This is a genomic window from Paenibacillus alvei DSM 29, assembly GCF_000293805.1.
GTDB lineage: Bacteria > Bacillota > Bacilli > Paenibacillales > Paenibacillaceae > Paenibacillus_B > Paenibacillus_B alvei.
Genome location: NZ_AMBZ01000003.1, coordinates 594,089 through 619,118, shown reverse-complemented (window position 1 = coordinate 619,118; position 25,030 = coordinate 594,089). Strand labels below are relative to the sequence as shown.

Genomic DNA, 25,030 nt, shown 5'->3' with positions numbered 1-25,030 from the left:
TTACAAAAGTGATTGCAAATGCAAAAAATTAATGTTTTAATTGTCGCACAAAATCACAAATTTGCAAGATGCCCTCTGCAGCCGAATTCGAATCCTCCAATAACGGCAGCGCTTCTTCAATGCGCCGCACGATAGCACTTCCTACGATGACACCGTCACAACGCTTCGCAAAATGCCGCACATGCGCTGCAGTCGAGATGCCGAAGCCAATCGCAATCGGAAGCTCTGTACTGCGCCGAACCAAATCGATGAAACCATCGACCTGCGTGTCGAAGCTGTCTCTGACACCTGTTACACCGAGTGAGGATACACAATAAATGAAGCCTCTTCCTTCAGCTACGATTGCGCCTACCCGCGCATCTGATGTCGGAGCTACCAACGGTATAAGATGAATGCCCTCACGATCAGCGGCTTCCCTGACTTCATGGCTCTCTTCATAAGGCAAGTCAGGAATAATAATACCGCTAATTCCAGCCTTTCTTGCCTCCTGTACGAAGCTGTCAAGGCCGAATTGCAGTACCGGATTATAGTAGGTAAACAACACATAAGGAATGCCCGCTCCTCGTTTTCGCGCTTGTGCAGCAATACGTAGCGCATCTGCAATGGATACTTGATTGCGCAATGCCCGGGCAGATGCACGTTCGATTACCGGACCATCAGCAAGCGGATCAGAATATGGAATGCCTAATTCAATAATGTCAGCACCCGCCTGCTCCATTTGCAGTAGTAACTCAAGCGTTATCTCACACGTTGGATCGCCTAACGTGATAAAGGGCATTAAAGCAGACTTGCCAATTGCTTTTAATGTACGGAATGTATCATCCAACAAATTGCTGCTTGCTACTGTCTGACTCATACCAAATCCTCCCCCAACGTCTCCATAATCGTGCCAACGTCTTTGTCCCCCCGGCCGGACAAGCAAATGACAATTATATCTTCCTTATTCATAGCAGGCGCCGATTTCATTGCCTGCGCAACCGCATGAGATGATTCCAATGCCGGAATAATACCTTCCGTGCGGCAAAGCAATTGCAGCGCATTCAGCGCCTCCTCATCTGTAATTGGTACGTATGTGGCTCTCTCCGTATATTTTAAATATGAATGCTCTGGACCTACGCCCGGATAATCAAGTCCTGCTGATATCGAATGTGCTGGCTGAACTTGACCGAACTGATCCTGCAGCAAATAACTCATCGATCCCTGAAATACGCCTGGTGTCCCCAGCGTCATTGTAGCTGCGTGATAGGGTGTATCTACTCCTTTTCCTGCCGCCTCTACCCCAACAAGCTGAACGGATTCATCCTGCAAAAATGGATAGAACATCCCCATGGAATTGCTGCCCCCACCTACTGCTGCGATCAGCATGTTCGGCAAGCGCCCCTCCAGTTCAACCATTTGCTGGCGTGTTTCATCTCCGATAATGCGCTGGAAGTCTCTTACGATCATCGGATATGGATGTGGACCAACTACTGATCCCAGAATATAGAATGTATCCTGGACATTGCTCACCCAGTATCGCAGTGTTTCATTCCCAGCATCCTTCAATGTCCGTGTGCCTGACAACACAGGCACGACTTCGGCACCAAGCAGCTTCATCCGGAATACATTCAAGCTTTGCCGCTTCATATCCTCGTCACCCATGAATACTTTGCATTCCATGCCTAGCAGCGCTGCAACCGTTGCTGTCGCAACACCGTGCTGGCCCGCTCCCGTTTCAGCAATAAGCTTGGTCTTGCCCATACGTTTTGCAAGCAAAGCTTGCCCGATTGTGTTGTTAATTTTATGAGCCCCGGTGTGGTTCAAATCCTCACGCTTCAAATAAATTTTAGCGCCGCCCAGCGTAGCAGTGAGCCTCTCTGCGTAATAAAGCGAGGTCGGCCGGCCTGAGTATTGAGTCAGGAGATTGATCAGCTCTTGTTGGAATTCAGGATCCTTTACGTGTGAGCGATATGCCTCTTCCAGCTCCAACAGCGCATTCATTAATGTTTCTGGCACAAATCGGCCTCCAAATGGTCCGAATCTACCGTTCTCATCCGGTAAAACGGTTGCTGCAATCTTTTCCATGTTGCTCATTTTCCCCTCACCCTTTCGATAAACTCCTGAACCTTTACGACATCTTTCACTCCATTAGTTTCCACGCCGCTGGATACGTCTACACCTTGAATCCCATATTCCCTTACTACCAACTCAACATTATCAGGCGTCAACCCGCCCGCAATATAAAGTGGAAGCTCGAATTCCGCCAAAGCGTCTGTATAGGCTGGTATTACCGTCCAATCAAATACTTTTCCAGAACCGCCGCCCTGCATAGGACAATACGTATCAAGCAGGACAACATCCGCATATTGAACATCCAACTCGTTCACTGCCGTGCTAATCGAATAGAATATGCCCTCGTCTGATCCATTGATCGGAATCGACCTCCATATTTGTACATCATAGTGATCCTTTATCCACGCCAACAGTGCCGTATTATTCTTCACATGGAGCTGAACACTTGTAATCGGAGCCAAATCCAGCACTTGCTTCAGCTCTTCACGAGTTGGATTCGCGAACACACCTACAATATCAGGCAATTCTTGTTCTTCTCTGCTGAGCTGGAACAGCCACTGCTTCACTCGCTGCGGATCAACCTGTCTTCGACTTGGCGCAAAAACAAATCCGATATGATCGGGCTTCATCTGTATAACTCGACGAGTTATGTCCAGATTGGTCAAGCCACAGATTTTAACTTTGGATGAGTGCTCACTGCATGATCGTTCATTCACTGCCATAATGCTTGCTCCTTACATATTCAGACATCCATCCTCGTTTTCTTCCCTTTTTAGCTAATCAGATAACAGTATTTGGGTTTAGAAGCCCGCTCATCAACTGCTCCACTGCAGCCTTTATATCTTTTTGTCTCATGAAATGCTCTCCGACTAGCACCGCATCAACATCCAGCTCATCCATACGATGTATATGCGCCGGAAGATGGATGCCGCTTTCGCTCACTAAGATACAGCCTGTCGGCGCTAGATGTCGAATCCGATTAGTCTGCTCGATATCCGTCTCAAACGTATGCAGGTTGCGATTATTAATGCCTATGAGCTTGATGCCTTCTATCCTGCCAACACGCTCCATCTCCGCCTTATCATGTACTTCTACCAGAACATCCATGCCAAGTTGTCTAGCAGTGTCGTGCAAATGCCGCAGTTGATTATCACTCAAGATGGCTGCGATAAGCAGCACTGCATCCGCACCTAGTAACCTTGCTTCAAACAATTGGAGTTCATCGATAATAAATTCCTTCCGTAATATCGGCAAATCCGTTAAGGCGCGCACCTGCTGCAAAATTTCGCTGCCGCCTTGAAAATAGACCTGATCCGTTAAAACGGACAATGCATCTGCGCCTGCTGCCTCATATTCAGCAACAATCTCGGCTGGATCAAAATGCTGACGGATCAGCCCTTTGGATGGCGACGCCTTCTTTACTTCAGCAATCAAGGCAACCGAACGATTTTTATTTGCAGTCAGTGAATCGATAAAACCTCGACATGGAGGAAGCTCTGCTGCCATCTTCTCCGCCTCGATTCGATTCATCACTTGTCTAAGCGTCTGTACTTCTTCTTCCTTCGTACGTACTATCCGTTCAAGAAACATGACTTAGCCCTCCAGTCACTGCGATCCATTGATCCAGCTTTTGATTTGCCAATCCATTATCGATTGCTTCAGCAGCTATTCGAACACCTTCAGCGATCGATCCCGATTGTCCCGCTACATAGATGCAAGCGCCCGCATTGGCAAGAACAATATCCCGGTGGGCTCCCTGCTCTCCATATAGTAGCCCGCGAATAATTTGTGCGTTCGTTGAGGCATCGCCGCCAAGCACATTTTTCAACGGCTGCGTGCGAAGTCCGAGTTCCTCAGGCGTAATCGTATATGTGAATACTTCTCCGTTTTTCAGTTCACTCACCTGTGTTGGAGCAGATAAGCTGATTTCATCCAAGCCATCCTCACTAGCAACAACAAGTGCCCGCTTCAACCCGAGCTCTCGCAAGACTGCCGCGATCGTATTCGTCTTCGTACGGTCATAAATTCCTAGCACCTGCCGATCCGCTCCTGCTGGATTTGTTAAAGGACCGAGCATGTTAAAAACCGTGCGAACACCAAGCTCTTTACGCGGCGCAGCCGCATGCTTCATCGCAGGATGATACATTTGAGCGAACATGAAGCAGATTCCGATTCGTTCCAAGCACTGTGCCGCTTCTTCACTTGTTAACTGGATATTGACACCGAGCGCCTCCAGAACATCCGCACTGCCGGAACGACTGGAAGCAGAACGATTGCCATGCTTCGCAACCCGAACGGATGCGGACGATGCGATAATCGCCGCGACTGTAGAGACATTTAACTTATGAATGCCCGAACCGCCTGTGCCACACGTGTCCAGCAAACGCTCATGCGAGGTTACGACTTGATAGGCCCGGCTGCGCATCGCTTCAGCAAAACCAGCGATTTCATCAACCGTTTCTCCCTTCAAGCGCAGTCCTGCAAGCAGAGCGCCGATTTGTGCGGATGTTGCGTGACCATCCATAACATTGGCCATGACATCGCGAGCTTCTCCACGGCTTAGGTGCTGTCCCGACAGCACCTGGCCAAGCGCTTCCTTCAGCAACGCATTCCCGATTACAAGTTGGCTCGTCATCATAAGTTCCTCCCCTCGGCGACGGGAAGCGAAGCAGCCCGTTCCTCCGTACCAATATAATAGTCCCAGTTCGCTGGCAGCATTGTGGCGTTGGCTGTAGTACTTCTGATTGCCGTCTGTTCAATTGTGCTTGTGCATAGAGACTCATCAGTATTGCGGTCTTGAGCAGCAGAACCAGCAGACCTAGAATAACTACTGTTACTTCCGAACATCTCTTCGGTCATTCGTATCGCCAGCAGCAAAGCCTTCGCTTTGTTAATCGTCTCTTCATATTCATTCTCCGGAATGGAATCCCAGACAACTCCTGCACCGGCCTGAACATATGCTAGGCCCTCTCGAAAAATAATCGTTCGTATCGTAATGCAGGAATCCATATTCCCATTGAAGCCTAAATAACCAATGGCTCCACCATAGATCCCGCGCGACTCTTCTTCCAGCTCGGCAATAATCTCCATTGCTCGAATCTTCGGGGCTCCGGATAATGTGCCTGCCGGCAAACAGGACAGAAAGGCATCGAAAAAATCCTTGTTCTTGCGCAGCTTGCCAGATACGTTCGACACGATATGCATCACATGGGAATACCGCTCCACGTTCATGTACGTATCACAGCGTACGGTTCCGAACTCGCATACGCGGCCAAGATCATTCCGCCCGAGATCAACCAGCATGACGTGCTCCGCTCGTTCCTTCTCATCTTGCATGAGATCGGCCTCAAACGCAGCATCCTCTTCTTCTGAGGCTCCGCGCGGTCTCGTTCCGGCAATCGGTCTTGTCTCTACACGCTCATCCTTAATGCGGACAAGCATCTCTGGGGAGGTACCGACAATCATATCGTCCTCTGACTTCAACACATACATGTAAGGCGATGGATTCGTCATGCGAAGCACCCGGTACACATCAAGCGGATCCGCTTGTGTCTGTCGTTCAAAACGCTGGGATAGCACAACTTGGAATATATCCCCGGAACGAATATACTCTTTTGCTCGATTTACTTTAGCTATAAACGACTCCTTCGTTTCTGAGGATCGTACGCCTCGCAGTACCTCTTCTCCCGCAGATGATGCCGATGCTTGCTGAACCGGTCTAGTACTGCTCGCAAGCGGTGCTGTCAGCTTCATCTGCAGACCTCGCAGCTTCTGTCTCGCTCGCTCGTATCGATAACGAATCATGTCTTCTGAACTATCTGGATCAACATGAATGTTAACAATGAACTGTATTTGCTGCTTCACATGATCAAAGGCGACCAACTGATCGCAGAACATAAATCGAATGTCATCCATTTGCAATGTGTCATACTTATGTCGAGGCAACCGTTCATACTGCTGAACCAAATCATAGCCAAAGCAGCCGATAGCCCCACCTGTCATTGGAGGAAGTCCTTCTATCGCTGGACTCCTATATTTATGCATTAACTTCTTCATCATCTCGATTGGGCGCTCTCGCACCTCTGTGATATGTCCGTGTTCGATCAATCGCAATCGGCCGTTTTTCCCTTGAAGGAGCAGGAACGGATCCGTTCCGATAAAGGAATAGCGGGCCCATTGGACGCCACCCTCCACACTCTCCAGCAAAAAAGCATATGGTTCATTGCGTAATCTTTGAAATAATCGAATTGGGGTTTCTGTATCAGCCATCATCGTCTCTGCAACCGGAATGACATTATATTGCCGGGACAGACGGATAACTTCGTCCAATTGGGGATACATCGCTTTCCACTCCTTTCAACTTCGTTATGTAGCCGTCAAGAACGAATACATAGCGCGTGATGAACGAGAGCGTCTACCAACACATTTCTACTCTGTTATCCACTGTAAACGGCGCCTCCACGGAAACCATGGTTGTCATATACGAATAGCACAACATTTACAACAGTGCGTTCGAATAAAAAAGCCTCTGCGCAAGGCAGAGGCTTGTTGGTATACGATGAAATTGTGGATGAGTAATTCAAATAAATGAGGATAGGAACAGCCTATATTTGGCTCCATTACTTCGCTGCAATCAAATTGATGTACAGCAAATACAACAGGCTTAAGCCTACATAGACCATATTATTCCTATTCTATCTCGTCTCAGCTCAACTCATCTCAATCTCAAACTCAACTCTGCTCAACTCTGCTGATATCAATATAACCGGAAATGAACTCTCCGTCAATCCAGTAACTGATTTTTTGGTCGCAAACGATCCGCACTTACTTGGCTCAGCCACTTCTAAGAGCCTGCCAAGTCAGGTCTGAGACCAATTGCCTCATTTAAGTACACATGGCGGATATCGTGCTGCTCTTTGTCAGTGTTGATCGTCACCATTAATCGAATGCACAATGGAAGGCTGCCCTTAACCGGGATCTCTACCGCGCACATCAAGGGAACAAGATCCCACCCCTTCATGGCGCGTATCGCACGTGCTGGAAAGGTGGCATTCAAATCCTCTGTCATTGTAATCCAAATATTTGCAATCTGTTCAGGCTGAACGTCATTTTGCTCAACGATCTGCTCAAGCAGAAGCGTGGTCGACTGCAAAATCTCCTCTGCATCATTGCGGCTTACCGTCGTTGCACCGCGTATTCCTCTTGCGTACATGGTCACGCCTTCTTTCCCTTCAATTCTTCGATGATGTCTCGTACAAGGCTAACCGGTACATCCTTGCGAATTTCCACACGCCCAATGGCAGTAGGCACAATAAATACGGTGTGCCCTTCCTTAAACTTCTTGTCATGCATCATAGCTTGCACAATATCGTCCGTATTCATATGCTTCGGTACTGTTACAGGCAAGCCGTATTTCTTCAGTATATTCTCTGTGCGGATCGCTATTTGCTTATCTTCGCCGAGTTGTTCTGCAATGCGCGCAGCACCTACCATACCGATTGAGATAGCTTCTCCATGCAGCAATTCACCATATCCTGCGACAGCCTCCAAGGCATGCCCAATCGTATGTCCCAGATTCAATATCGCTCGCAAATCGTGTTCCCGCTCATCTTGTGAGACAACCTGTGCCTTAATCGCACAGCCCTTCAGCAAGCCGTACGTTAGTGCTTCCTCGTCTTTAGCCAGCAAGCGGTCAGCTTGCACTTCACACCAAGCAGTGAACTTCTCATCCCATATAAGGCCGTGCTTTATCATTTCAGCTAATCCTGCTCGAACTTCTCGATCCGGCAAGGTTAGCAGCGTAGAAGTATCGTACAACACCATTTCCGGCTGATGGAAGGCGCCGATTATATTTTTGGCGAACGGATGGTTAACTGCTACCTTGCCTCCAACACTGCTGTCATGAGCCAATATCGTTGTGGGCACCTGAATGAATCGAATGCCGCGCATATAAGTTGCCGCTACATAGCCAGCCAAGTCTCCGACAACGCCACCGCCAAGGGCAACAATAGAGGAATGGCGATCACATCCAGCATCAAGTGCAGCCGTAATGCATTGTTCATACACTCGCAGCGACTTGGACGATTCACCAGCCGCTACAACAAAGGAATGAACTTGATACCCTGCACGGCGAAGATTGCCTTCTGTATGATTCAAGTATAGCGGAGCAACGTGCTCGTCCGTAATAATGACGATCGGACTGCGAGTAGGGATGCCCCGTAATTGGAACGCCTCACCGATACGGTTAAGAAGACCGCTGCCAATCCAAATCGGATAAGAACGCTCCCCCAGTTCAACCGTTAACTCTGCTGCATTCAAAGTGAGATTCTTGCTCATCACGTTCCCCCCTTTAATATCGGGATACTTGTTCCAAATATTGCTCATAGTTGGCGCTGATTTCTTCCATCGAATCACCGCCGAATTTTTCCAAAAATGCCTTTGCAACTTCCCACGCAACTACATGCTCCATTACAACGCTCGCTGCTGGCACCGCACATGCGTCAGAACGCTCTACCTGTGCTGTAAATGGCTCCTTCGTATCAATATCAACACTGCGCAGCGGTTTATATAATGTTGGGATAGGCTTCATAACACCGCGCACGACTACAGGCATTCCATTTGTCATCCCGCCTTCAAAACCACCGAGTCGGTTCGTAGCACGAGTATAGCCCGATTGTTCACTGTAGAGGATCTCATCATGAACTTGCGATCCGCGCAGTTGCCCCGCCTCGAACCCGATACCGATTTCTACCCCTTTAAAGGCATTGATCGACATGACTGCTTGGGCAATGCGGCCGTCCAGCTTGCGGTCATATTGCACGTGGCTGCCCAATCCAACAGGAAGACCTTCCACGATGCACTCAACAATACCGCCAATTGAGTCGCCTTCCCCTTTAATTTGGTCAATATATGCTTCCATCTTCTTCTCTGTCTCTGGATCGACGACCCGAACAGAAGATGCCTCCGTGCGTTCTCTAATTTCATCAATCGGCAAATGATGAGCAGGAGCTTCAATTTCGCCAATGCGAATAACCTGTCCAGCAATCTTGACACCGAACGCTTCAAGGAATTGACGAGCTACTGCACCAACAGCCACGCGAGCAGCTGTCTCACGCGCGCTGGAGCGCTCCAGTACATTGCGCAAATCCTTCAATTGATATTTCAAGCCGCCGTTCAGATCCGCATGACCTGGACGCGGGCGATGAACGCGACGCTTCTCTTCATCAGTCCCTTCAATCGGCTCCACATTCATAATTTTGGTCCAATGCTTCCAATCATTGTTCTCAACTACTATAGCAATTGGAGCACCTGTCGTACGTCCATGACGCACACCGCCAACGATTGTTGCTGTATCTTTCTCAATTTGCATTCGTCTCCCGCGGCCATAACCTTTTTGACGGCGATGAAGTTGGAAATTGAGTTGTTCGAAATCAATAACCATGTTGCTAGGCATTCCTTCAACAATGGCCGTTAGCTGCGGTCCATGTGTTTCTCCTGCAGTCAAATAACGTAGACTCACAAGTTGCTCCCCCTTTAGGCTGTAATGCTGTAAATGGCTAAAACCCTTAACTTTTTTCTCATTATAGTATAGGAGCCAACGTTTGACAAGAAAACAAAACACGCCCGCAACGCTTGATCGCAAGCGCTAGGGCGCATCTCCCACATCTCATTCATTCGCTCATCTAAGTACGATTCAGTTCGTTCATCATGTACGAGTACAAAATCATATACGTTATGATGATCAAGCAGCTACAGCTTGCGATAGAAGAAAGTTTCTATCGTCTCAAGATGATACTGCTGCGGATTGAAGATTTGCTCCGTGCTTCCAACAAATAAGACGCCGCCAGGCTTGAGTGAATCAGCGAATTTCCGATACAGCTCATGCTTTGCTTCTTCCGTGAAGTATATCATTACATTCCGGCAAATGATCAAATCATGCTGCGTCGCAAATAGATCGGTTAGTAAGTTTTGTTTGCGGAAGTGAATCGCTTTTTTCAAGCGATCAATGATGTGAAAACTATTCACTTGCTGCGTAAAATAGCGGCTCTTGAATGATGAAGGAACATCTTTTAATGAACGCTCTACATATATTGCTTGTTGAGCTCTCCCGAGAGCATTCTCATCAATATCCGTTGCCGTAAGTTCTGTTCGATCAAGCAGGCCCAAATCGTCGAGTATCATCGCCAGCGTGTAAGGCTCCTCTCCTGTTGAGCAAGCGGCACTCCAGCACTTTACATGCTGTGTTCGTGCAGATAGTTCAGGAAGCACACGAGTACGCAGCGTATCCCATCGCAATGGATTGCGCCAAAATTCAGATACATTGATCGTCATCCGATCCAGCATTTCGTCCAGTAAGGCCGAATTGCTGCTCATCGCCTTCGAATAAGACGCAAATGTCGAGTATCCATTCTTCAATCGCAATGTAGACAAGCGTCTACGCATTTGGGTTTCCTTATATTGTGATAAATCAATTCCTGTAGTTGATCGGAAATATTGGACAAATTCCGCATAATCCTGATCATCTCCATGATCCACCGCAGCCTCCTGCCCAGGTGCCGCATTAGCAGCAGGGAAAATAGAAGCAGCATTCCATACGGTCGTCTTATGTTCTGACAATTGTGCTCACACCTTCTAGTTCGTATATGTATGTTGCAAATGAGTTGCTACATGCTATGTGAATAGTACCTCGTATCCTATCAACTTGACAATATAAAAAACACGGTCGAATAGTAACTATTCGCCGTGTTCTTTCTTAAATCCTGCCTATGTAAGCTCTTACAACAGAAAACAAAAAATAGATTTACTTCTGTATGTATGAGCCGCGTTCATGGCACCGATTAAATCCACGGCTCCAATGCCCGCTCATAACAAAATGAATCCACTTCTGAGAATAAGTTTGCGATTTCACGTTCAGCGCTTTCTGGAGAATCCGAACCGTGAACCACATTGAAGTTCGTATGACTTGCATAGTCTCCCCGTATCGTCCCTGGTGCAGCTTCAATCACTTTCGTCTTGCCGATCATCAAGCGCGACAAGCTGATAACATCGTCACCCTCCCATATCATAGCAAACACTGGACCAGATGTAATAAAGTCAACGAGTTCGCCAAAAAAGGTTTTTGTGCATGTTCTGCATAATGACGTTCAGCTTGTTCACGCGAGATTTTCATCAGTTTTCCAGCTACAAGTTTAAAGCCCTTACGTTCAAATCGGCCTACGATATCACCTATGAGGCCTCTTTGTACTCCGTCAGGTTTGACCATGATGAATGTGCGTTCCATACGATCACTCCTACTCAAATGTGAAGTCGTCTAACACACGCATTATACCAAATATTTCTTCAAATGGCACCCGATTTTTTCACCATAGTTCAAATCAATGGTTACGATTCGCAATAAAGTAAGCAATATCGCGCAGATTACGGCGAGCACGGATGTTCGGCAGGCGTTCCAATTCAGCAAGTGCTTTTTCAATATATCGGTTAGCCAACTCTTCAGCACGCTTAATCCCGTTACTTTGACGAATCATATTTAGCGCAGCAGATACATCCGTATCACCATTTTGCTCACGGATTCGATCAATTTCTCGTAGCAGCGGCACTTGCAGCTTATCGTCTTGTAACGCAAATATAACCGGCAGCGTCAAATTCCCTTGGCGAATATCGTTCCCTGGCGGCTTGCCAATTTGTTCCTCCGTACCTGTCAGGTCAAGCACATCATCTCTGATTTGAAATGCCATGCCTACATTGTAGCCGAATCGATACAAGGCATAGCCAATCTTCGATTCTGCATGTGCAGCAATCGCACCCAGCTGGCAGCTGATTGCAATGAGCAATGCTGTCTTGCGGCGGATCCGAAGCAGGTACTGCCGGATTGTCTGATTTGTATTGAAGAAATCTCGAATTTGCTCCATTTCACCAATGCACATTTCCACCATTGCCTTAGACAATATACGGTGAATTTCAGGCTGTCGCAATTCTGTCGCTACCATTAAGGCTTGACCGTACATATAATCGCCCGCATACATGGCAACGCGATTGTCCCATTTAGCCTTTACAGTAAGCTGTCCTCTTCGCATCTCCGCATCGTCTATGACATCATCATGCACGAGTGAAGCCATATGTATTAGTTCCAGAGGCACAGCAACTCGCTTCAGCTGTTCTATATCGTATGTACCGAATTTTCCTGCAAGCAGAACGAACACAGGACGAATCCGTTTGCCTCCCGCTTTCAGTAGATGCAGCGACGCTTCCGTAAGAAGCTGGTGATCAGAGCGAATGTTTCGCTCCAATTCACGCTCAATATACGATACGTCTTGTTTCATTGTCGCATAAATGTCCCACAGTTTCATGCCTTCACCTAACCAACCGTATTTTCCGACCAAAGTTCCAAATGAACTTCGTGATCTATAAGTCCCAACTCATACGCATATTGAAAATAAAGACGGAGGCCCTCTTGCTGCGGCCTTCCGAAATCATAGTTCAATTGAGAAAAATAGTGGCGCCAGTACATTGTCGTTCCACCGATCGAACGTACCGCATCCTGGACAAGCGGCTCAGCATTGCGAATACTTATATGCTTGCTCGCCTCGAATGCCTGTACAATGCGTTCAATATCAGCTGGATAGCGCTGAATGGCTTCCTTGCGTACAGCCCACACGGCAAAGGTCATCCAATGTCCTGTCCACTTATGCCATAACTCTCCAAGATCTATGACCTCATAAGCAGTGTTGCTCCACGAAGCCCGGATTGCATGGTCTCCAATTAACAAGGCAGCATCCGCTTGCTCCATCATTTGTTCCAAGTCAGGATCGAGCGAAACGTACCTCGGACTAGCTCCATAAAACTTGGAAGCAATAATCTTCATCAGGTTAATGGATGTCGCGGAAGATGTCGTTAACGCGATTGTTCCTTGCAGCGCCTCCTGAAGCGACCTCTTTACGAATAGCAGTATCGAATTTACCCTGCCATACGCGCTAACTGATAAGTTCGGAAAAAGCGCGTATTGGCTTGAAGATACTCCATATGCGAAGGCCGATATCGGCCCCATATCAATTCTTCCTTCGGCCATTGCCCTATTTAGGGTTGAAGGCACTGCAGGAATCATCTCAACACCAGCATGCAAGCCTGTTGGGCGGAAATGATAAAAGATCGGCCACACATTCGTATAATCAATTCGGCCGATCCGAATCTTCGATTGTGTGTGCATCCGAATCCCCCCACCTTGTGAACAACTGATGCTCGATGTTCATGCAGTCCAACACTTTGCCAACAAGGAAATTAATTATATCATCCAATGTCTTCGGATGATAGTAAAATGCTGGCATTGCAGGCACAATGCGGACGCCCATATTCGCGAGCTTCAGCATATTTTCCAAATGTATGGCATGCATAGGCGTCTCACGCGGAACGATAAGCAGCGGACGGCCTTCCTTCATCATAACGTCTGCGGCCCGTCCCATCAGATTATCGGAAGCACCGTGTGCAATCGATGAGAGTGTGCCCATGGAACAAGGCATGATTACCATGCCCTGCACCCGATATGAGCCGCTTGCAATGCTTGCTCCAATATCTTGATTCGGATGATACGTAACGCGATGGGACAGCTCTCCGAACGCCTGCTCAATTGCCTGCTGACGCTTCGTAACATTCCAGCCAAGCTCCTCCTTCAACACACGCCATCCTGCATCCGAAACGATTAGATGCACTTCGTAGTCTGCTTCCAGCAAAGACTGAATCAGCCGCACACCGTATATTGCACCGCTTGCTCCGGTGATTCCCACTACATAATGCTTCCTAGAAGGAGCAATCATCATTTCATCACCACCAAGTCAATGAGCGTAAAGCAAAATACAACGATACTGAGTACGCCGTTCATCGTAAAGAAAGCCGTGTTGAGCTTACTCAAATCGTGAGGCTTTACAAGCAAATGCTCATAAATGAGCAATGCACTAGCAATAACCGTACCAACGATATACCACCAGCTTAATTGCGTTAAAAATAATAACAGGATAAATCCAAATGCCGTTGCAATATGAAATCCTCTTGCAATCCACAGCGACTTCGCAATACCAAAGCGTACCGGTATCGAATTTAGGCCTTCCTTCTTATCGAACTCATAATCCTGACATGCATAAATAACATCAAATCCTGCTGTCCACAACGACACGGTTAAATAAAAGATGAGAGCCGGGGCATTAATTTCATTCGTTACAGCTACCCAGCCGCCAAGCGGAGCTAATGCAATCGTAAGCCCCAGCACAACGTGGCACAACCATGTGAACCGCTTCGTAAAAGAATAAAAGACAAGCATAAAAACAGCAATCGGAAGCAGGTACACAGATAGCGGCTCTAAATTGGCCGCAGCCCAAAATAAAAGACCGAATGACACGGCCGTAAATAATATCACTTCTCCAGCTTTCAGCAACCCCGCTGGAATCGCTCGATTGGCAGTTCTCGGATTCTTCGCATCGATAGCCGCATCAATCAGTCGATTAAGCGCCATTGCGGCACTTCGAGCACCGAACATCGCCATTAGAATCCAGCCCCACTCAGGTAGGGTCGGGAAGCGCTGATGTACAACCATCGCTCCCAATAGTGCCCCCATGAACGCGAATGGAAGAGCAAAGATGGTATGCTCGAACTTAATCATTTCTAAGAATATACGTACTTTTTTAAACATGTTCATTCCCCTTCGTGCCGATGTGAAGAGCGGCAATCCCGCCGAAGAATGGATATGCTTGCACACGTTCAAGTCCATTGTCTCTAAACATCTGTTCTAACTCCTTGCGGCCAGGGAACGTTACCAGTGACTCAGGAAGCCACTTATACTGCTCGTACCGTTTCGCTATTAACTTACCAAGCAGCGGCAGCACATGGCGGAAATAAAAATAATAAATCCCCTTGAACGGCTGCCAAGTCGGCTTGCTTAGCTCTAGGCATACAACTTGTCCACCTGGCTTAACAACCCTGCGCATTTCACGAATGACCTGTTCAAAATCCGGGACATTGCGCAAACCAAATCCAATGGTCACATAGTCGAAGCTGCTGTCTGAAAAAGGAAGCTCCATCGCATTTCCCTCTACAAGCTCAACTTGGCTGTTCAGCCCAGCTTCGTCAACCTTCTTCTGACCGACGGCCAGCATATTTGAACTGAAATCCAGCCCCGTAATCTTGCCTGTACCGCTTGCTTCTGCGAGTTGGATGGTCCAATCACAGGTTCCGCAGCACAAATCCAACGCGGTTTCCCCCTGCTTCATATCCATCTTGCGCATCGTGAAATTGCGCCAAGCCTTGTGACGTCTGAAGCTCAGTATATCATTCATGATATCGTATTTCGGAGCGATACTTTGAAATACTTCTTGAACATAATGTTCTTTAGTCTTGCCAGTCTTTGGCGAATGTGTCTCCACGATCTGTCACCTATTCCTTTCTCCGCCGAACGTATCGTCGATCTATTGGAGTTGAACGCTAACTCATTCACAGACGGGGTAGAGCTAAGAATGCGCCGAGACGCTGTCTTGTGTTCTTATCTAGCGGCAAAGCTACCGCTAGCGTATGCAGCTTGTCTCGCGATACACGCGCCTGATAAGCAAGCTGTTCCCTCACCTCATACTTGGACATGAGCGCATTCCAGAACAACTCGTCATGCGTCTTGTGCTTCAATTTTCTTCGTTCATCATCTGTGCCTTGCTGCCATACATGCCAGTAAGACCAGCTTCCTTCAAATCGAGCGAATTGATCCGCTCGTTCCTGCTCTCGTTCTAACACTTCGAGCTCGGTCATCGCATCAAGCAGTTCTTCCCAGGTTGGGACATCCTCTTGATTCATTTGAGCATTGAAGGATTGGAACAACAGCTTCTTCAGCGTAACGCTCGACCGCAAGTATTCTTCTGCGGTCATCGTCCAATGCTTCATCTTGTCTACTACCGTCATCTTCAAACGATTAATATCGCATACCGCTTGGCTCAAGGTGCGCACCGCATCAATCTGAGCTTGCTGCGCAAGCAAGTTATAGAAGCGGCTGCTAAAGTAATCCCCAGCCAATACCTTGAGCTGACGAGAGCGCAAGTTACGATCGTTATGCTCTTCCGCGGCCAATTCGATCGTATCGTGCGTGTCTAATCCAATCTGCACGAGCGATGTAACTAATGCAAATAATTCACTATGTTCCGCTGTTGGCTTGCTGCGGTTTAAAAAGGCGAACATCAGCTCCACTCTTGCGTTAGGAAACGCAGGTAGTTCCGTGTGCGCCTGGATCATGTCATGTTCAACATACCGCTTAGCCAATTGCGAGATATGATAACCATTCATCTGCTGCCTCCGACTGTACCGGTTAGTCATCCATACGGATGTCGCAATCTAAATCATTATAGCATATGTTTAAAGTGATAGGACAACATTTCTTCGTTTATCCAGTATGTCAAGACTTTACCTCTTCCTCATGCCAGCATCGGGAAACTGTCGCTCCCAATGAGGCGTATGTATGACGCGCCATGCATCTTTAAGCTGCTTTGGCATAATTCCTTTCGACTTTTGCAACAGTTTCAAGCTCTCCGCGTCTACTTGAGCACGCAATGCATCCATGCCAAGCAGCACATATTTCTTCTTGGCCATGTCGTCTTGAATCACAACGCGCAGTTGCAGCCGATCTACATTGCTCGTTTGCATGAAGGCAAAGCGAAGAAGCTCATACATATCATTATAAATAATTTCTGGATGAACAATTGTGGCGGCAACCTTTACATCAACCGCCAATTTTCCGGAGTGCCAAGACACACGACTGAACTTCAATTGCAAGGGAAGCTCTGACAAATAATCCACAACCTGCTCAGAGCTGAGCTTGATTATACCCGGCGAAGGTGTAAATACTGCCACATCCTTATGGGGATCAGGCTTTTGAGCCCCCATTGAATACAGCAGCCCTAATCCTAGCGGCAGCATAATCGTAGCGAAAAGTACCGAGACCATTGTTCGATATCGATGCAAATCCTTCATTTCGAAATGTGCACCTCCACAAATTGTAGATCCATACAATACAACACTCCAGATAACAGACATTGTCGACTTTCAAAGGTATGTCCATACCTCATGTCTATAAAGAAAAAAGCAGGCTATGCCTGCTCTCTCATAAAAACTGTAAAATTCAAACTATTCTTCTTTATCGGTATGAATCATACCGTGCTTCGTCATGACAACCGCTTTGCCGCGGATCTTAATCGCAGAAGTGTGATCTGTGAACTGAGCCACGAGCACTTCATTCTTGTCCAGCTTCTCCGTATGATGGAATTTCGTATCCGTTCCTCGTGTCAGGCCGATCACCTGAACCCCCTGATCTTTCGCCTTTATCACGATAAAGTCATTTTGTGTCTCCAACTTGTTAACCTCCCAGCCTATGTATTAGCTTCCCAGTAGCATTACCATGTGAATCCCCAAGCTTCGGGCATACTATTAGTGTAGCATGTTTCATCTAAAAAAGGAGATACTACAATGCACCCAGCACAATTACAATCCAGCCAGCTCCAGCAGCTTCAGCAATGGGAAGAGCAACTCAGCCAGTCAAGTGGACAGCGTATTGTACTGGTTGCCTATAGTGACAGTGCACACAGCAGAAACACTGTTAGAACTGGTTTAGAGCAACACACTCCACAACTCCCTCTCTGAAAAGGCGCAGAAGCCGCGACATGATGTCGCGGCTTCTGCCTCACTTGCGTTCCCCTATTAGACAAAAGTATGTAAGTTCACTTATTTGATGCCATCTTTAAGTGCTTTGCCTGGTTTGAACGCAGGGATTTTGCTTGCAGGAATTTCGATCTCCTCACCCGTTTGCGGGTTGCGGCCTTTGCGAGCGGAACGTTCGCGCACTTCAAAGTTACCGAATCCTACCAATTGGACTTTGTCGCCATTCTGAAGCGCGTTCGAAATTGCTTCGAATACAGCATCAACAACCTTAGTCACATCTTTCTTGGACAATTCTGTAGCTTCAGCCACTTCAGTTACCAATTCAGATTTGTTCATTTCTGTTCACCTCCTGATTCAAGTATGCATCGTTATCCATTTTTTTCACTGTTTCTCTTAAATTTATACCTGATCGTCAGCAAAACAGCGCAATACACAATATCCAATCTGTTTCCAAATCGGTCACAGAACAAATTTATAGTAATATACCGTTCTCACAAATGCAAGTAGGGAGTGAGTAACAAAGTGATTACAGTGTATCTTCTTAACTTCTTACCGCGTACCGCACACCGTTCGATCTCCATCGTCTCGCAATCTCTTCCCAGCAGAAGCATAGAACAGCAGTTGCTCCTCCGTAGCTTCACCTCGGTTGAATAGCTTCACCATTTCCCCATCATACATAACAACAATACGATCACCCACCATTAAAGCCTCATACATATCGCTTGTAAAGTAGATGATTCCCCTGCCTTCATCCGACAACTGGCCAATAATACGGAAAATTTCATTTTTTGCCCCTACATCTATACCATTTGTCGGTTCATCAAGCACAAATACATGCGCATCCGTATCCAGCCACTTTCCAATTGCAATTTTCTGTTGGTTACCTCCGCTTAAGTATTTCACTTTCTGCTTCGTGGATGCAGCTTTAATGTCAAGTTGTTTCATTACCCGCTCAGCTAATATTCGCTCCCGTGATGTAGATACAAAGCCGGCAGTGCAATAATTGGGCAATGATGAAATACAAAGATTGCTCTGTACGGACTCGTCCATAAATAAGCTGTACTTGCGGCGCTCCTCAGGAACAAGCACAATGCCTGCATGAATGGCGTCACGCACAGAATGGGGCCGAAGGATATGTCCATTCAGAGTCATCTCTCCGGTGTCGCACGGTTCAGCCCCCCCAAGGATACGGGCAAGTTTTGTTTTCCCTGATCCAACTAGGCCAACAAATACAAGAATTTCCCCTCTCCTCAATTCAAAACTTACATTTTTAACTTTTTCCCGCATGTAATCCCTTGCACTGTCAACAGCACTTCACTGCCAACCGAGGAATTCATTGGAAATTCCTCATCCAACGTTCGATCCAGCATGCATTGAATTGCTTCCTTGGGACATATTTCAGAGATCGGAGAACTAAGAACCAATTCCCCATCACGCAAAATCGTAATTTTGTCACACTGCTGAAACACCTCCGCTAATCGGTGGGTAATAAACAGAACAATTACCCCCTGATCCCGAAGTGAACGCATAACAGCAAATAACCGTTCAGATTCCTCAATGCTTAGCGATGCGGTAGGCTCGTCAAATATGACAATTTTGGCTTGATTCATAAATATCCGGGATATGAGCACCATCTGTTTCTCAGCTAAGGTGCATTCCTCCACTCTTTGTGAAGGAGAGATCATAAACCCTAAATCATCCATGATTGCAGCAGCTCTTTTTTTCAGATTCGCTGGGCGAACCCAACAAGAACGATTGCCCATGCTTAAATCATCCATCATAATGTTCTCAGCCACCGTCAGATTAGGAACAAGTGCGACATCGACTTCCTGATATACACAGTGAATGCCATGCCTCTTTGCATCTGCTGGGGATTGAATCGATAGTTGTTCACTCCCAAGCTGGATGACTCCGACATCAGACTGACATGCGCCTGACAATATATTCATCAACGTACTCTTCCCCGCTCCATTGGAGCCAACAAGAGCATGAATTTCACCGCTTGCTGCAGTAAAGTTGACTTGCTTTAGAACGGATACCCCGTTATACGACTTCGTTATTCCAAGCATGTACAAATTTGAATCCAATTCAAATTGACATTGGCCTGCCGCACCCGTATCGGAGACATGCGCGGAACGTATGCTTGAATCTACAGGCGCTTTCCATACGCTGCTCATTTCAATCCCGCCTCTTGACTTTACTGATCCTTCTTTTATTTATAGACAGATGGTTAAAATCCCACATTTTACCGTTAACGGCATTATTCTTAAATATAACCGCTTCTTTCGAGTCTGTAAATTCATTTAGCGATAAAATATTAATGATTTTTTGTTGTTCCACGCAAAAAACTAAGCTGCATGTTCCTTGCGGAACTGCAGCTTAGGCAAATTGCATAGCCATTATAGAATGATAGCGATGAGACCTCCTGAGCCTTCGTTGATAATACGGCCCAATGTCTCTTGAAGCTTGTAACGAGCATTGTCTGGCATCATAGCGATTTTGCCTTGTATGCCTTCACGTACGATGGAATGAAGCGATCTGCCGAAAATATCAGATTCCCATATCTTCGTTGGATCATTTTCAAAATCCTGCATCAAGTAACGCATCAACTCTTCGCTCTGCTTCTCTGTCCCGATAATTGGAGCAAATTCAGACTCTACATCGACGCGAATCATATGAATCGAAGGAGCCGTTGCTTTTAGACGTACTCCGAAGCGTGAGCCTTGACGAATAAGTTCCGGCTCATCGAGTGCCATTTCGTTCAAGGTAGGTGCTGCAATTCCGTAACCCGTCGTCTTGACCATTTCAAGCGCATCTGCGAATCGGTCGTATTCCCGCTTCGCATGCGCGAATTCCTGCATCAGTTGAAGCAAATGATCCTTGCCTCGTATTTCTACCCCGACCACTTCCATCAGGATTTGGTCGTATAATTCGTCCGGCGCGTACAAGTCAATCTCAGCAACGCCTTGACCCATGTCCATTCCGCTCAATCCAGCTCTGGCAATGAAATCATACTCCATAAATTGCTGTACAACACGGTCAACGTCTCTTAGTCGTCTAATATCCTTGACCGTATCCCGCACGGACGCCTCATAGCTGGAGCGCAACCAATGATTGTCGTTCAATACCATTACCCAACTAGGCAAATTGACGTTTACTTCGTGAACTGGGAATTCATAAAGTACTTCTCGCAATACGCCCATTACATCTTCTTCGCCCATCGTTGCCGCACTAAGTGCCATTACCGGTATGTCGTATTTAATCTGCAGCTCATTACGCAGTGCAATTGTCTCTTCGCTGCGGGGTTTTGTCGAGTTAATAATCAGCACAAATGGTTTGCCGACTTCCTTCAACTCTTCAATAACGCGCTCCTCAGACTCGATGTACGAGCTTCGTGGAATCTCCGCAATCGTACCGTCTGTGGTCACGACAACACCTAGTGTAGAATGCTCTTGGATGACTTTACGCGTGCCGATTTCAGCCGCTTCCTGGAATGGTATCGGCTCTTCGAACCACGGCGTATTAATCATGCGTGGTCCATTCTCATCTTCGTAGCCTTTGGCCCCAGATACCGCATAACCTACGCAGTCTACTAGTCGAACATTTACATCCAAGCCTTCTGCTACTTTAATTTGAACTGCATTATTCGGAACGAATTTTGGCTCGGTCGTCATAATGGTCTTGCCAGCAGCGCTTTGCGGCAATTCATCCACTGCTCGAATGCGGTCGGATTCGTTCGTGATATTAGGCAATACGACCGTTTCCATAAATCGTTTGATGAACGTCGATTTCCCTGTGCGGACCGCACCGACGACCCCGAGGTAAATATCCCCGCCGGTACGCTCGGCTATGTCCTTAAAAATGTCCACTTTCTCCAATTGATATCCCCTCCTCAAATTTTTCCGACGGACTACGAGACAACGTTCGCCTCTCGCCCTTCAGAAACGATTGGCACCGTTGCTAGGATTGAGCTGTTGCCGTTGTCGCCAGTGTTCGCCGCCGAGATTTCACGTCGTACAAGGGCATTTCGACGCAACTCGTACATGCTTTTGGACTAGTAACATCTTATTTGCTAGACGGCATAAATATGCCCCTCACACAAAACATTTTTGAAAATGATTCTGTTCTAGTAGAAAGTAATGATATCCTTCGCGGGTGACCCCCTATTGGGCACGTACGTAGAAGGTAATAAATATTCGCCTTCCAAATCAGATATATGATGTTAGAAACGAAGTATGCCATATATTGCACATAGATTCGCAAACCAAGCCTATTTACATACAAAAAAGGCCAGTCGAAACGACTGACCTAAATTTCATTTTATGATTTCACGATTTGGAAGTCTCTACTTGTGGAACAGGCGCACCCTTGCTCCATTTGTAAGCGACAGACTTAACCGGTACATAGAAGGAAGCATCCGTGAGCATAGGCCGCAGATCTTTTTCTTGCCCAGACGGCTGTATCTTAGAGGCATCTATTAGCTGCATGATGTCCTGCGCATAATCCGCATAAACTCTTCCTTGATCATCCATCATGAACTCCAGCACTCTGCGGCTGAATGGACTGTGCACCTCTGCTGGACGTACACTAATTAATTGCTCATCAATCCGATAGAATCCAGGATAGATCTCCTCCTGCTTCGGCAGTGTTCCCTTGGATCGCTTATATGAGTCGATGGCACGAGTAAGATCGTTGACTCGCTGAGAGGTGAGCAAGTCCATTACCTTCACCTTTGGATTCGTTTCTTCATCAATGATCAGATAAACACCCGATCCGCCGGACTCAAACGCACTTCCAGGGATTGCACTAAGCAGATCTCTTCGCTTGAGCAAATCAAAATTAACGCGAAACTTTTCATAACGCGGAACACTTTCATCACTACTAATTAGCGGAAGCAATCCTGAATCCTTTTGGTACTGTTCCACCGCATTTTGGACAAGCAGCACACCTTCACGAACCGATTGTTGGCTCTCTTTGCGCTGATCTTTGGGATATAGACATCCCTGAAGCGTCATGCTAATAATGATGAATAGTGCGATGCATCCGATTTTCCTACCCGAACTCAACCACATTTCCTCCTCATTTATCATCCCATACTAGGGGCTATAACAGTCCTTTTTATCCGCCGTCACCATAATCTGTCTTCTTCCTGTTCCGCAAGTTTGCGACGGATAAGTTCTTTCAATGGATCCTCTGGCACTTCTACCGTTACTGTGCCCGTCTTCCCTGTGAGCAGCGTTTGGCACGATAATCGAAGCCCTTGCGGGGAACTAATGCCAAGCTTATTGCATTCTGCTAACGTAGGTTCCCCGAGTATTCCATCCACGTCAATCGCTACATTCACTTTACACATTAGGCAGCCTGCCTTCCCGCTGCATCTTGTACGGATCGCAACACCTGCTCTCCGCGCTGCGTCCAATACCGTCATCGAACGCTTAACCTCCCACACCTTTCCAGAAGGCTCAAACCGCACTATCGTCCCCATAATCGTCAGCCCCTTTCCTCACAGTTGACTGGGCTATCATACGGCTCTTTCTGTAGTCATCAAATTCATATTTTATTAACCAAAATGAGCTTTTATATTCGGGCACCGCCCACCTACTAAAGCCGCCATATACTCCGGTGCAGAGCAATTCGCCAATACCGCACTCATAGCAGCGATATGCTCTTCTGGGGCGGTATTTATCACCCGCGCTATCGAGGAGACTCGATCCTCCCGCTGTCGCAAAATATTGAACACCAGTTCATGTGCAAGAGGCATTAGCGCAATGCTGGAATGAGCGATTTCATACGTGATTCGATGGTTCCACAATGAATCGTGTATGATTGTCTTATATTGGCAATTCGGGGTGGTGACGATGAACTGTCCGACCAGTTCAACAGGAACCTCTCCGATTTGGTAATGGCTTAATAACGAACGATATGTGAGCGTTTCATTCCACTCCGGAACGTCGATAGCAAATAACTTCCATTGTTCCTGCAGCCGTTTTGCATCGATTTCGTCCGCATATATATCTACATCCCGTGGCTCTCGCCCAAGCGATACTCCCTGCAATGCCAATCCGCAGCTTCCACCTAGCATCCAGTGCTTCGTATCCTTATCCACCGACTCTGTTAGTTGTTCAATTGTATCCATTATAGGTACGGATAATGATAATATCATGCCAATTGCTCCATTCGATTTGAATCATGCTCACTCATCCAGGCTGTCAGCCAAACAAATGATGTATGTATTAGAAATATGGCTTATGTACTGCCCGAATGAAGCCATCTGCCTCTGCAACAACCTGACAAGAAAGACGATAGCCCTGTTCGAACTCTTCTTCCCCCATACGATTCCATTCTGCATCCGTTACTTCAGATACATATTCATGTCCTACTTCAATCAAGCAGCGGCAACGTGCACAAGTCCCCCGCGTACAAGCATAATTCCAGTCCACACCTGATTCCTTGGCCGCATCAAGTAGTGTGGTGCCTACGGGAACTGAAATGTTAGCTTGCTTCGTCTTGCCTACAAATAGGATGTCCACCATCCTCAATCACACTCCTTCATCGCCCCATCGTCCATTACGAGTTAGAGAGCTTGTATGTTGTGCGCTTACATAATAGAGAAAAACCCATATACCATGCCTGCAAGCAGCATAATGAACGCAATAAGCGAAAGAATGCCTCGAATCCAGCCTCTCGTCTTACTTCTGGCAAAAGCAATGAGCAGTGCGGAAAAGGCCATCAGACCAATTCCAATAAAAGATACCCACATTTTTGTCATACTGTCCATTTTCCCGATTCTCCCATTCATTCAAACTGCTCTCATTATACCATTCGATGAATTAGAAGAGAAACGTTTTACAACAACAAACACAAAAAAACGACACAACATGCCTTATGGCTGTCGTGTCGCTTTCTTTCATGCGAAACTGATTGCAGCGGCTATTTCTTCATCAATTTCATCAATGCTTCCAGGTTGTTCGCATTTACTCCGCTCTTCTTTACGGTGCTGACAATATCATTTATCGTCGATTCGGAGACCGGGAGTTTAGCCATTGCAGCAACTTGTTTAATCAACTGCCGCAATTGCGCCTCATTCTGCATCGTTGAAGGTTTCACCGTACCTGCAAGCTTTTTAATCTGATTTTCCGTTATATTCTTGCCTGACTTCTTATTGATGGCATTCAATGCATCCTTCGGAAATTTATTCGACATATCGCCCCTCCTCGGGTCTGTACTCTCTACAGTGTATGTCATCATAATTAAGAAGGTGAAAGATTATTCATCAATAATAGAGCTCATACAAGCCTAT

28 protein-coding genes and 1 pseudogene are annotated in these 25,030 nt (G+C 46.8%); all 29 read right to left on the bottom strand.

The genetic code is table 11. The features are described 5' to 3' along the window. Window positions 1-28 precede the first annotated feature (28 nt). Complete coding sequence (gene trpA, locus PAV_RS13230) at window positions 29-856, bottom strand: tryptophan synthase subunit alpha (protein ID WP_005546942.1); 828 nt, start codon at window positions 854-856, stop codon at window positions 29-31. After that, window positions 853-2,073 carry a tryptophan synthase subunit beta gene (trpB, locus tag PAV_RS13225; RefSeq protein ID WP_005546940.1) on the bottom strand — a complete coding sequence of 407 codons (1,221 nt, stop codon included), beginning with the start codon at window positions 2,071-2,073 and terminating at the stop codon, window positions 853-855. The genes trpA and trpB overlap by 4 nt, the downstream gene beginning before the upstream one ends. Beyond that, window positions 2,070-2,774, bottom strand: a complete 705-nt coding sequence (locus PAV_RS13220; protein ID WP_005546939.1) for a phosphoribosylanthranilate isomerase — start codon at window positions 2,772-2,774, stop codon at window positions 2,070-2,072. Before PAV_RS13220 ends, trpB begins: the two co-directional genes overlap by 4 nt. Before the next feature lie 58 nt (window positions 2,775-2,832). Next, window positions 2,833-3,642 (bottom strand): indole-3-glycerol phosphate synthase TrpC, encoded by an 810-nt coding sequence (gene trpC, locus PAV_RS13215; protein ID WP_005546936.1) that lies wholly within the window; start codon window positions 3,640-3,642, stop codon window positions 2,833-2,835. Next, a complete protein-coding gene (trpD, locus tag PAV_RS13210) occupies window positions 3,632-4,690 on the bottom strand; it encodes an anthranilate phosphoribosyltransferase (protein WP_005546934.1) in 1,059 nt (352 codons plus the stop codon). The genes trpC and trpD overlap by 11 nt, the downstream gene beginning before the upstream one ends. Further along, complete coding sequence (gene trpE, locus PAV_RS13205; RefSeq protein WP_005546932.1) at window positions 4,687-6,393, bottom strand: anthranilate synthase component I; 1,707 nt, start codon at window positions 6,391-6,393, stop codon at window positions 4,687-4,689. The genes trpD and trpE overlap by 4 nt, the downstream gene beginning before the upstream one ends. Before the next feature lie 502 nt (window positions 6,394-6,895). Then, window positions 6,896-7,264 (bottom strand): chorismate mutase, encoded by a 369-nt coding sequence (gene aroH, locus PAV_RS13200; protein WP_005546930.1) that lies wholly within the window; start codon window positions 7,262-7,264, stop codon window positions 6,896-6,898. Window positions 7,265-7,266: 2 nt separating this feature from the next. Continuing rightward, the gene (gene aroB, locus PAV_RS13195; RefSeq protein WP_005546927.1) at window positions 7,267-8,388 is read right to left on the bottom strand and encodes a 3-dehydroquinate synthase; all 1,122 of its coding nucleotides are present in this window, start codon (window positions 8,386-8,388) and stop codon (window positions 7,267-7,269) included. Between the two features lie 13 nt (window positions 8,389-8,401). Next, complete coding sequence (gene aroC, locus PAV_RS13190) at window positions 8,402-9,571, bottom strand: chorismate synthase (RefSeq protein ID WP_040735833.1); 1,170 nt, start codon at window positions 9,569-9,571, stop codon at window positions 8,402-8,404. A 230-nt stretch (window positions 9,572-9,801) separates the two neighbouring features. Then, a complete protein-coding gene (locus PAV_RS13185; RefSeq protein ID WP_005546923.1) occupies window positions 9,802-10,668 on the bottom strand; it encodes a CheR family methyltransferase in 867 nt (288 codons plus the stop codon). A 221-nt stretch (window positions 10,669-10,889) separates the two neighbouring features. Beyond that, window positions 10,890-11,332: pseudogene (ndk, locus tag PAV_RS13180) on the bottom strand (nucleoside-diphosphate kinase). 94 nt (window positions 11,333-11,426) lie between these two features. After that, the gene (gene hepT / locus PAV_RS13175) at window positions 11,427-12,401 is read right to left on the bottom strand and encodes a heptaprenyl diphosphate synthase component II (protein ID WP_005546921.1); all 975 of its coding nucleotides are present in this window, start codon (window positions 12,399-12,401) and stop codon (window positions 11,427-11,429) included. An 8-nt stretch (window positions 12,402-12,409) separates the two neighbouring features. Continuing rightward, window positions 12,410-13,258, bottom strand: coding sequence for a menaquinone biosynthesis protein (locus tag PAV_RS13170; protein ID WP_005546919.1), 849 nt, complete (start codon window positions 13,256-13,258; stop codon window positions 12,410-12,412). Continuing rightward, complete coding sequence (locus PAV_RS13165) at window positions 13,221-13,865, bottom strand: UbiX family flavin prenyltransferase (protein ID WP_005546917.1); 645 nt, start codon at window positions 13,863-13,865, stop codon at window positions 13,221-13,223. Before PAV_RS13165 ends, PAV_RS13170 begins: the two co-directional genes overlap by 38 nt. After that, a complete protein-coding gene (locus PAV_RS13160) occupies window positions 13,862-14,731 on the bottom strand; it encodes a UbiA-like polyprenyltransferase (protein WP_005546914.1) in 870 nt (289 codons plus the stop codon). The genes PAV_RS13165 and PAV_RS13160 overlap by 4 nt, the downstream gene beginning before the upstream one ends. Beyond that, a complete protein-coding gene (locus tag PAV_RS13155) occupies window positions 14,724-15,461 on the bottom strand; it encodes a demethylmenaquinone methyltransferase (protein ID WP_005546912.1) in 738 nt (245 codons plus the stop codon). The genes PAV_RS13160 and PAV_RS13155 overlap by 8 nt, the downstream gene beginning before the upstream one ends. Before the next feature lie 67 nt (window positions 15,462-15,528). Then, window positions 15,529-16,362, bottom strand: a complete 834-nt coding sequence (locus PAV_RS13150) for a heptaprenyl diphosphate synthase component 1 (protein ID WP_005546909.1) — start codon at window positions 16,360-16,362, stop codon at window positions 15,529-15,531. A 117-nt stretch (window positions 16,363-16,479) separates the two neighbouring features. Continuing rightward, entirely contained in the window at window positions 16,480-17,046 is a 567-nt protein-coding gene (locus PAV_RS13145; RefSeq protein WP_005546908.1) for a hypothetical protein, read from the bottom strand. Window positions 17,047-17,199: 153 nt separating this feature from the next. Further along, a complete protein-coding gene (gene mtrB, locus PAV_RS13140) occupies window positions 17,200-17,424 on the bottom strand; it encodes a trp RNA-binding attenuation protein MtrB (RefSeq protein WP_005546907.1) in 225 nt (74 codons plus the stop codon). A gap of 369 nt (window positions 17,425-17,793) precedes the next feature. Then, on the bottom strand, window positions 17,794-18,066 hold the full coding sequence (locus PAV_RS13135) for an HU family DNA-binding protein (protein WP_005546905.1): 273 nt from the start codon (window positions 18,064-18,066) through the stop codon (window positions 17,794-17,796). A gap of 213 nt (window positions 18,067-18,279) precedes the next feature. Then, on the bottom strand, window positions 18,280-19,017 hold the full coding sequence (locus PAV_RS37265) for an ATP-binding cassette domain-containing protein (RefSeq protein WP_005546904.1): 738 nt from the start codon (window positions 19,015-19,017) through the stop codon (window positions 18,280-18,282). Further along, window positions 18,993-19,907 (bottom strand): ATP-binding cassette domain-containing protein, encoded by a 915-nt coding sequence (locus tag PAV_RS37260; RefSeq protein WP_005546903.1) that lies wholly within the window; start codon window positions 19,905-19,907, stop codon window positions 18,993-18,995. The genes PAV_RS37265 and PAV_RS37260 overlap by 25 nt, the downstream gene beginning before the upstream one ends. A gap of 222 nt (window positions 19,908-20,129) precedes the next feature. Continuing rightward, window positions 20,130-21,608 carry a stage IV sporulation protein A gene (spoIVA, locus tag PAV_RS13125; RefSeq protein ID WP_005546901.1) on the bottom strand — a complete coding sequence of 493 codons (1,479 nt, stop codon included), beginning with the start codon at window positions 21,606-21,608 and terminating at the stop codon, window positions 20,130-20,132. 450 nt (window positions 21,609-22,058) lie between these two features. Then, window positions 22,059-22,802, bottom strand: coding sequence for a hypothetical protein (locus PAV_RS13120; protein ID WP_005546899.1), 744 nt, complete (start codon window positions 22,800-22,802; stop codon window positions 22,059-22,061). A gap of 56 nt (window positions 22,803-22,858) precedes the next feature. Then, entirely contained in the window at window positions 22,859-23,215 is a 357-nt protein-coding gene (locus PAV_RS13115) for a 2Fe-2S iron-sulfur cluster-binding protein (RefSeq protein ID WP_005546897.1), read from the bottom strand. 75 nt (window positions 23,216-23,290) lie between these two features. Beyond that, window positions 23,291-23,893: a nucleotidyltransferase family protein gene (locus PAV_RS13110; RefSeq protein ID WP_005546896.1), complete on the bottom strand. Its 603-nt coding sequence runs from the start codon at window positions 23,891-23,893 to the stop codon at window positions 23,291-23,293. A gap of 70 nt (window positions 23,894-23,963) precedes the next feature. Next, a complete protein-coding gene (locus tag PAV_RS13105; RefSeq protein WP_005546894.1) occupies window positions 23,964-24,263 on the bottom strand; it encodes a 2Fe-2S iron-sulfur cluster-binding protein in 300 nt (99 codons plus the stop codon). A gap of 65 nt (window positions 24,264-24,328) precedes the next feature. Then, entirely contained in the window at window positions 24,329-24,508 is a 180-nt protein-coding gene (locus PAV_RS13100; protein ID WP_005546893.1) for a DUF2768 family protein, read from the bottom strand. A gap of 152 nt (window positions 24,509-24,660) precedes the next feature. Then, window positions 24,661-24,933 (bottom strand): stage VI sporulation protein F, encoded by a 273-nt coding sequence (locus tag PAV_RS13095; RefSeq protein WP_005546892.1) that lies wholly within the window; start codon window positions 24,931-24,933, stop codon window positions 24,661-24,663. Window positions 24,934-25,030: the final 97 nt, after the last annotated feature.

What these genes read in the sequence shown, in the direction of transcription:
- PAV_RS13145 (WP_005546908.1), bottom strand. Translation starts at nt 17,046, where the DNA reads ATGAAGGATTTGCATCGATATCGAACAATGGTCTCGGTACTTTTCGCT.
- PAV_RS13220 (WP_005546939.1), bottom strand. Translation starts at nt 2,774, where the DNA reads ATGGCAGTGAATGAACGATCATGCAGTGAGCACTCATCCAAAGTTAAA.
- trpB (WP_005546940.1), bottom strand. Translation starts at nt 2,073, where the DNA reads ATGAGCAACATGGAAAAGATTGCAGCAACCGTTTTACCGGATGAGAAC.
- trpC (WP_005546936.1), bottom strand. Translation starts at nt 3,642, where the DNA reads ATGTTTCTTGAACGGATAGTACGTACGAAGGAAGAAGAAGTACAGACG.
- PAV_RS13135 (WP_005546905.1), bottom strand. Translation starts at nt 18,066, where the DNA reads ATGAACAAATCTGAATTGGTAACTGAAGTGGCTGAAGCTACAGAATTG.
- trpE (WP_005546932.1), bottom strand. Translation starts at nt 6,393, where the DNA reads ATGTATCCCCAATTGGACGAAGTTATCCGTCTGTCCCGGCAATATAAT.
- PAV_RS13115 (WP_005546897.1), bottom strand. Translation starts at nt 23,215, where the DNA reads ATGGGGACGATAGTGCGGTTTGAGCCTTCTGGAAAGGTGTGGGAGGTT.
- aroH (WP_005546930.1), bottom strand. Translation starts at nt 7,264, where the DNA reads ATGTACGCAAGAGGAATACGCGGTGCAACGACGGTAAGCCGCAATGAT.
- PAV_RS13105 (WP_005546894.1), bottom strand. Translation starts at nt 24,263, where the DNA reads ATGGTGGACATCCTATTTGTAGGCAAGACGAAGCAAGCTAACATTTCA.
- hepT (WP_005546921.1), bottom strand. Translation starts at nt 12,401, where the DNA reads ATGAAACTGTGGGACATTTATGCGACAATGAAACAAGACGTATCGTAT.
- PAV_RS13120 (WP_005546899.1), bottom strand. Translation starts at nt 22,802, where the DNA reads ATGTGGTTGAGTTCGGGTAGGAAAATCGGATGCATCGCACTATTCATC.
- PAV_RS13095 (WP_005546892.1), bottom strand. Translation starts at nt 24,933, where the DNA reads ATGTCGAATAAATTTCCGAAGGATGCATTGAATGCCATCAATAAGAAG.
- PAV_RS13150 (WP_005546909.1), bottom strand. Translation starts at nt 16,362, where the DNA reads ATGAATGGTTATCATATCTCGCAATTGGCTAAGCGGTATGTTGAACAT.
- PAV_RS13100 (WP_005546893.1), bottom strand. Translation starts at nt 24,508, where the DNA reads ATGGACAGTATGACAAAAATGTGGGTATCTTTTATTGGAATTGGTCTG.
- PAV_RS13165 (WP_005546917.1), bottom strand. Translation starts at nt 13,865, where the DNA reads ATGATGATTGCTCCTTCTAGGAAGCATTATGTAGTGGGAATCACCGGA.
- trpD (WP_005546934.1), bottom strand. Translation starts at nt 4,690, where the DNA reads ATGATGACGAGCCAACTTGTAATCGGGAATGCGTTGCTGAAGGAAGCG.
- PAV_RS37260 (WP_005546903.1), bottom strand. Translation starts at nt 19,907, where the DNA reads ATGAGCAGCGTATGGAAAGCGCCTGTAGATTCAAGCATACGTTCCGCG.
- PAV_RS13110 (WP_005546896.1), bottom strand. Translation starts at nt 23,893, where the DNA reads ATGATATTATCATTATCCGTACCTATAATGGATACAATTGAACAACTA.
- trpA (WP_005546942.1), bottom strand. Translation starts at nt 856, where the DNA reads ATGAGTCAGACAGTAGCAAGCAGCAATTTGTTGGATGATACATTCCGT.
- PAV_RS37265 (WP_005546904.1), bottom strand. Translation starts at nt 19,017, where the DNA reads ATGCGGGAAAAAGTTAAAAATGTAAGTTTTGAATTGAGGAGAGGGGAA.
- PAV_RS13170 (WP_005546919.1), bottom strand. Translation starts at nt 13,258, where the DNA reads ATGCACACACAATCGAAGATTCGGATCGGCCGAATTGATTATACGAAT.
- PAV_RS13160 (WP_005546914.1), bottom strand. Translation starts at nt 14,731, where the DNA reads ATGTTTAAAAAAGTACGTATATTCTTAGAAATGATTAAGTTCGAGCAT.
- aroB (WP_005546927.1), bottom strand. Translation starts at nt 8,388, where the DNA reads ATGAGCAAGAATCTCACTTTGAATGCAGCAGAGTTAACGGTTGAACTG.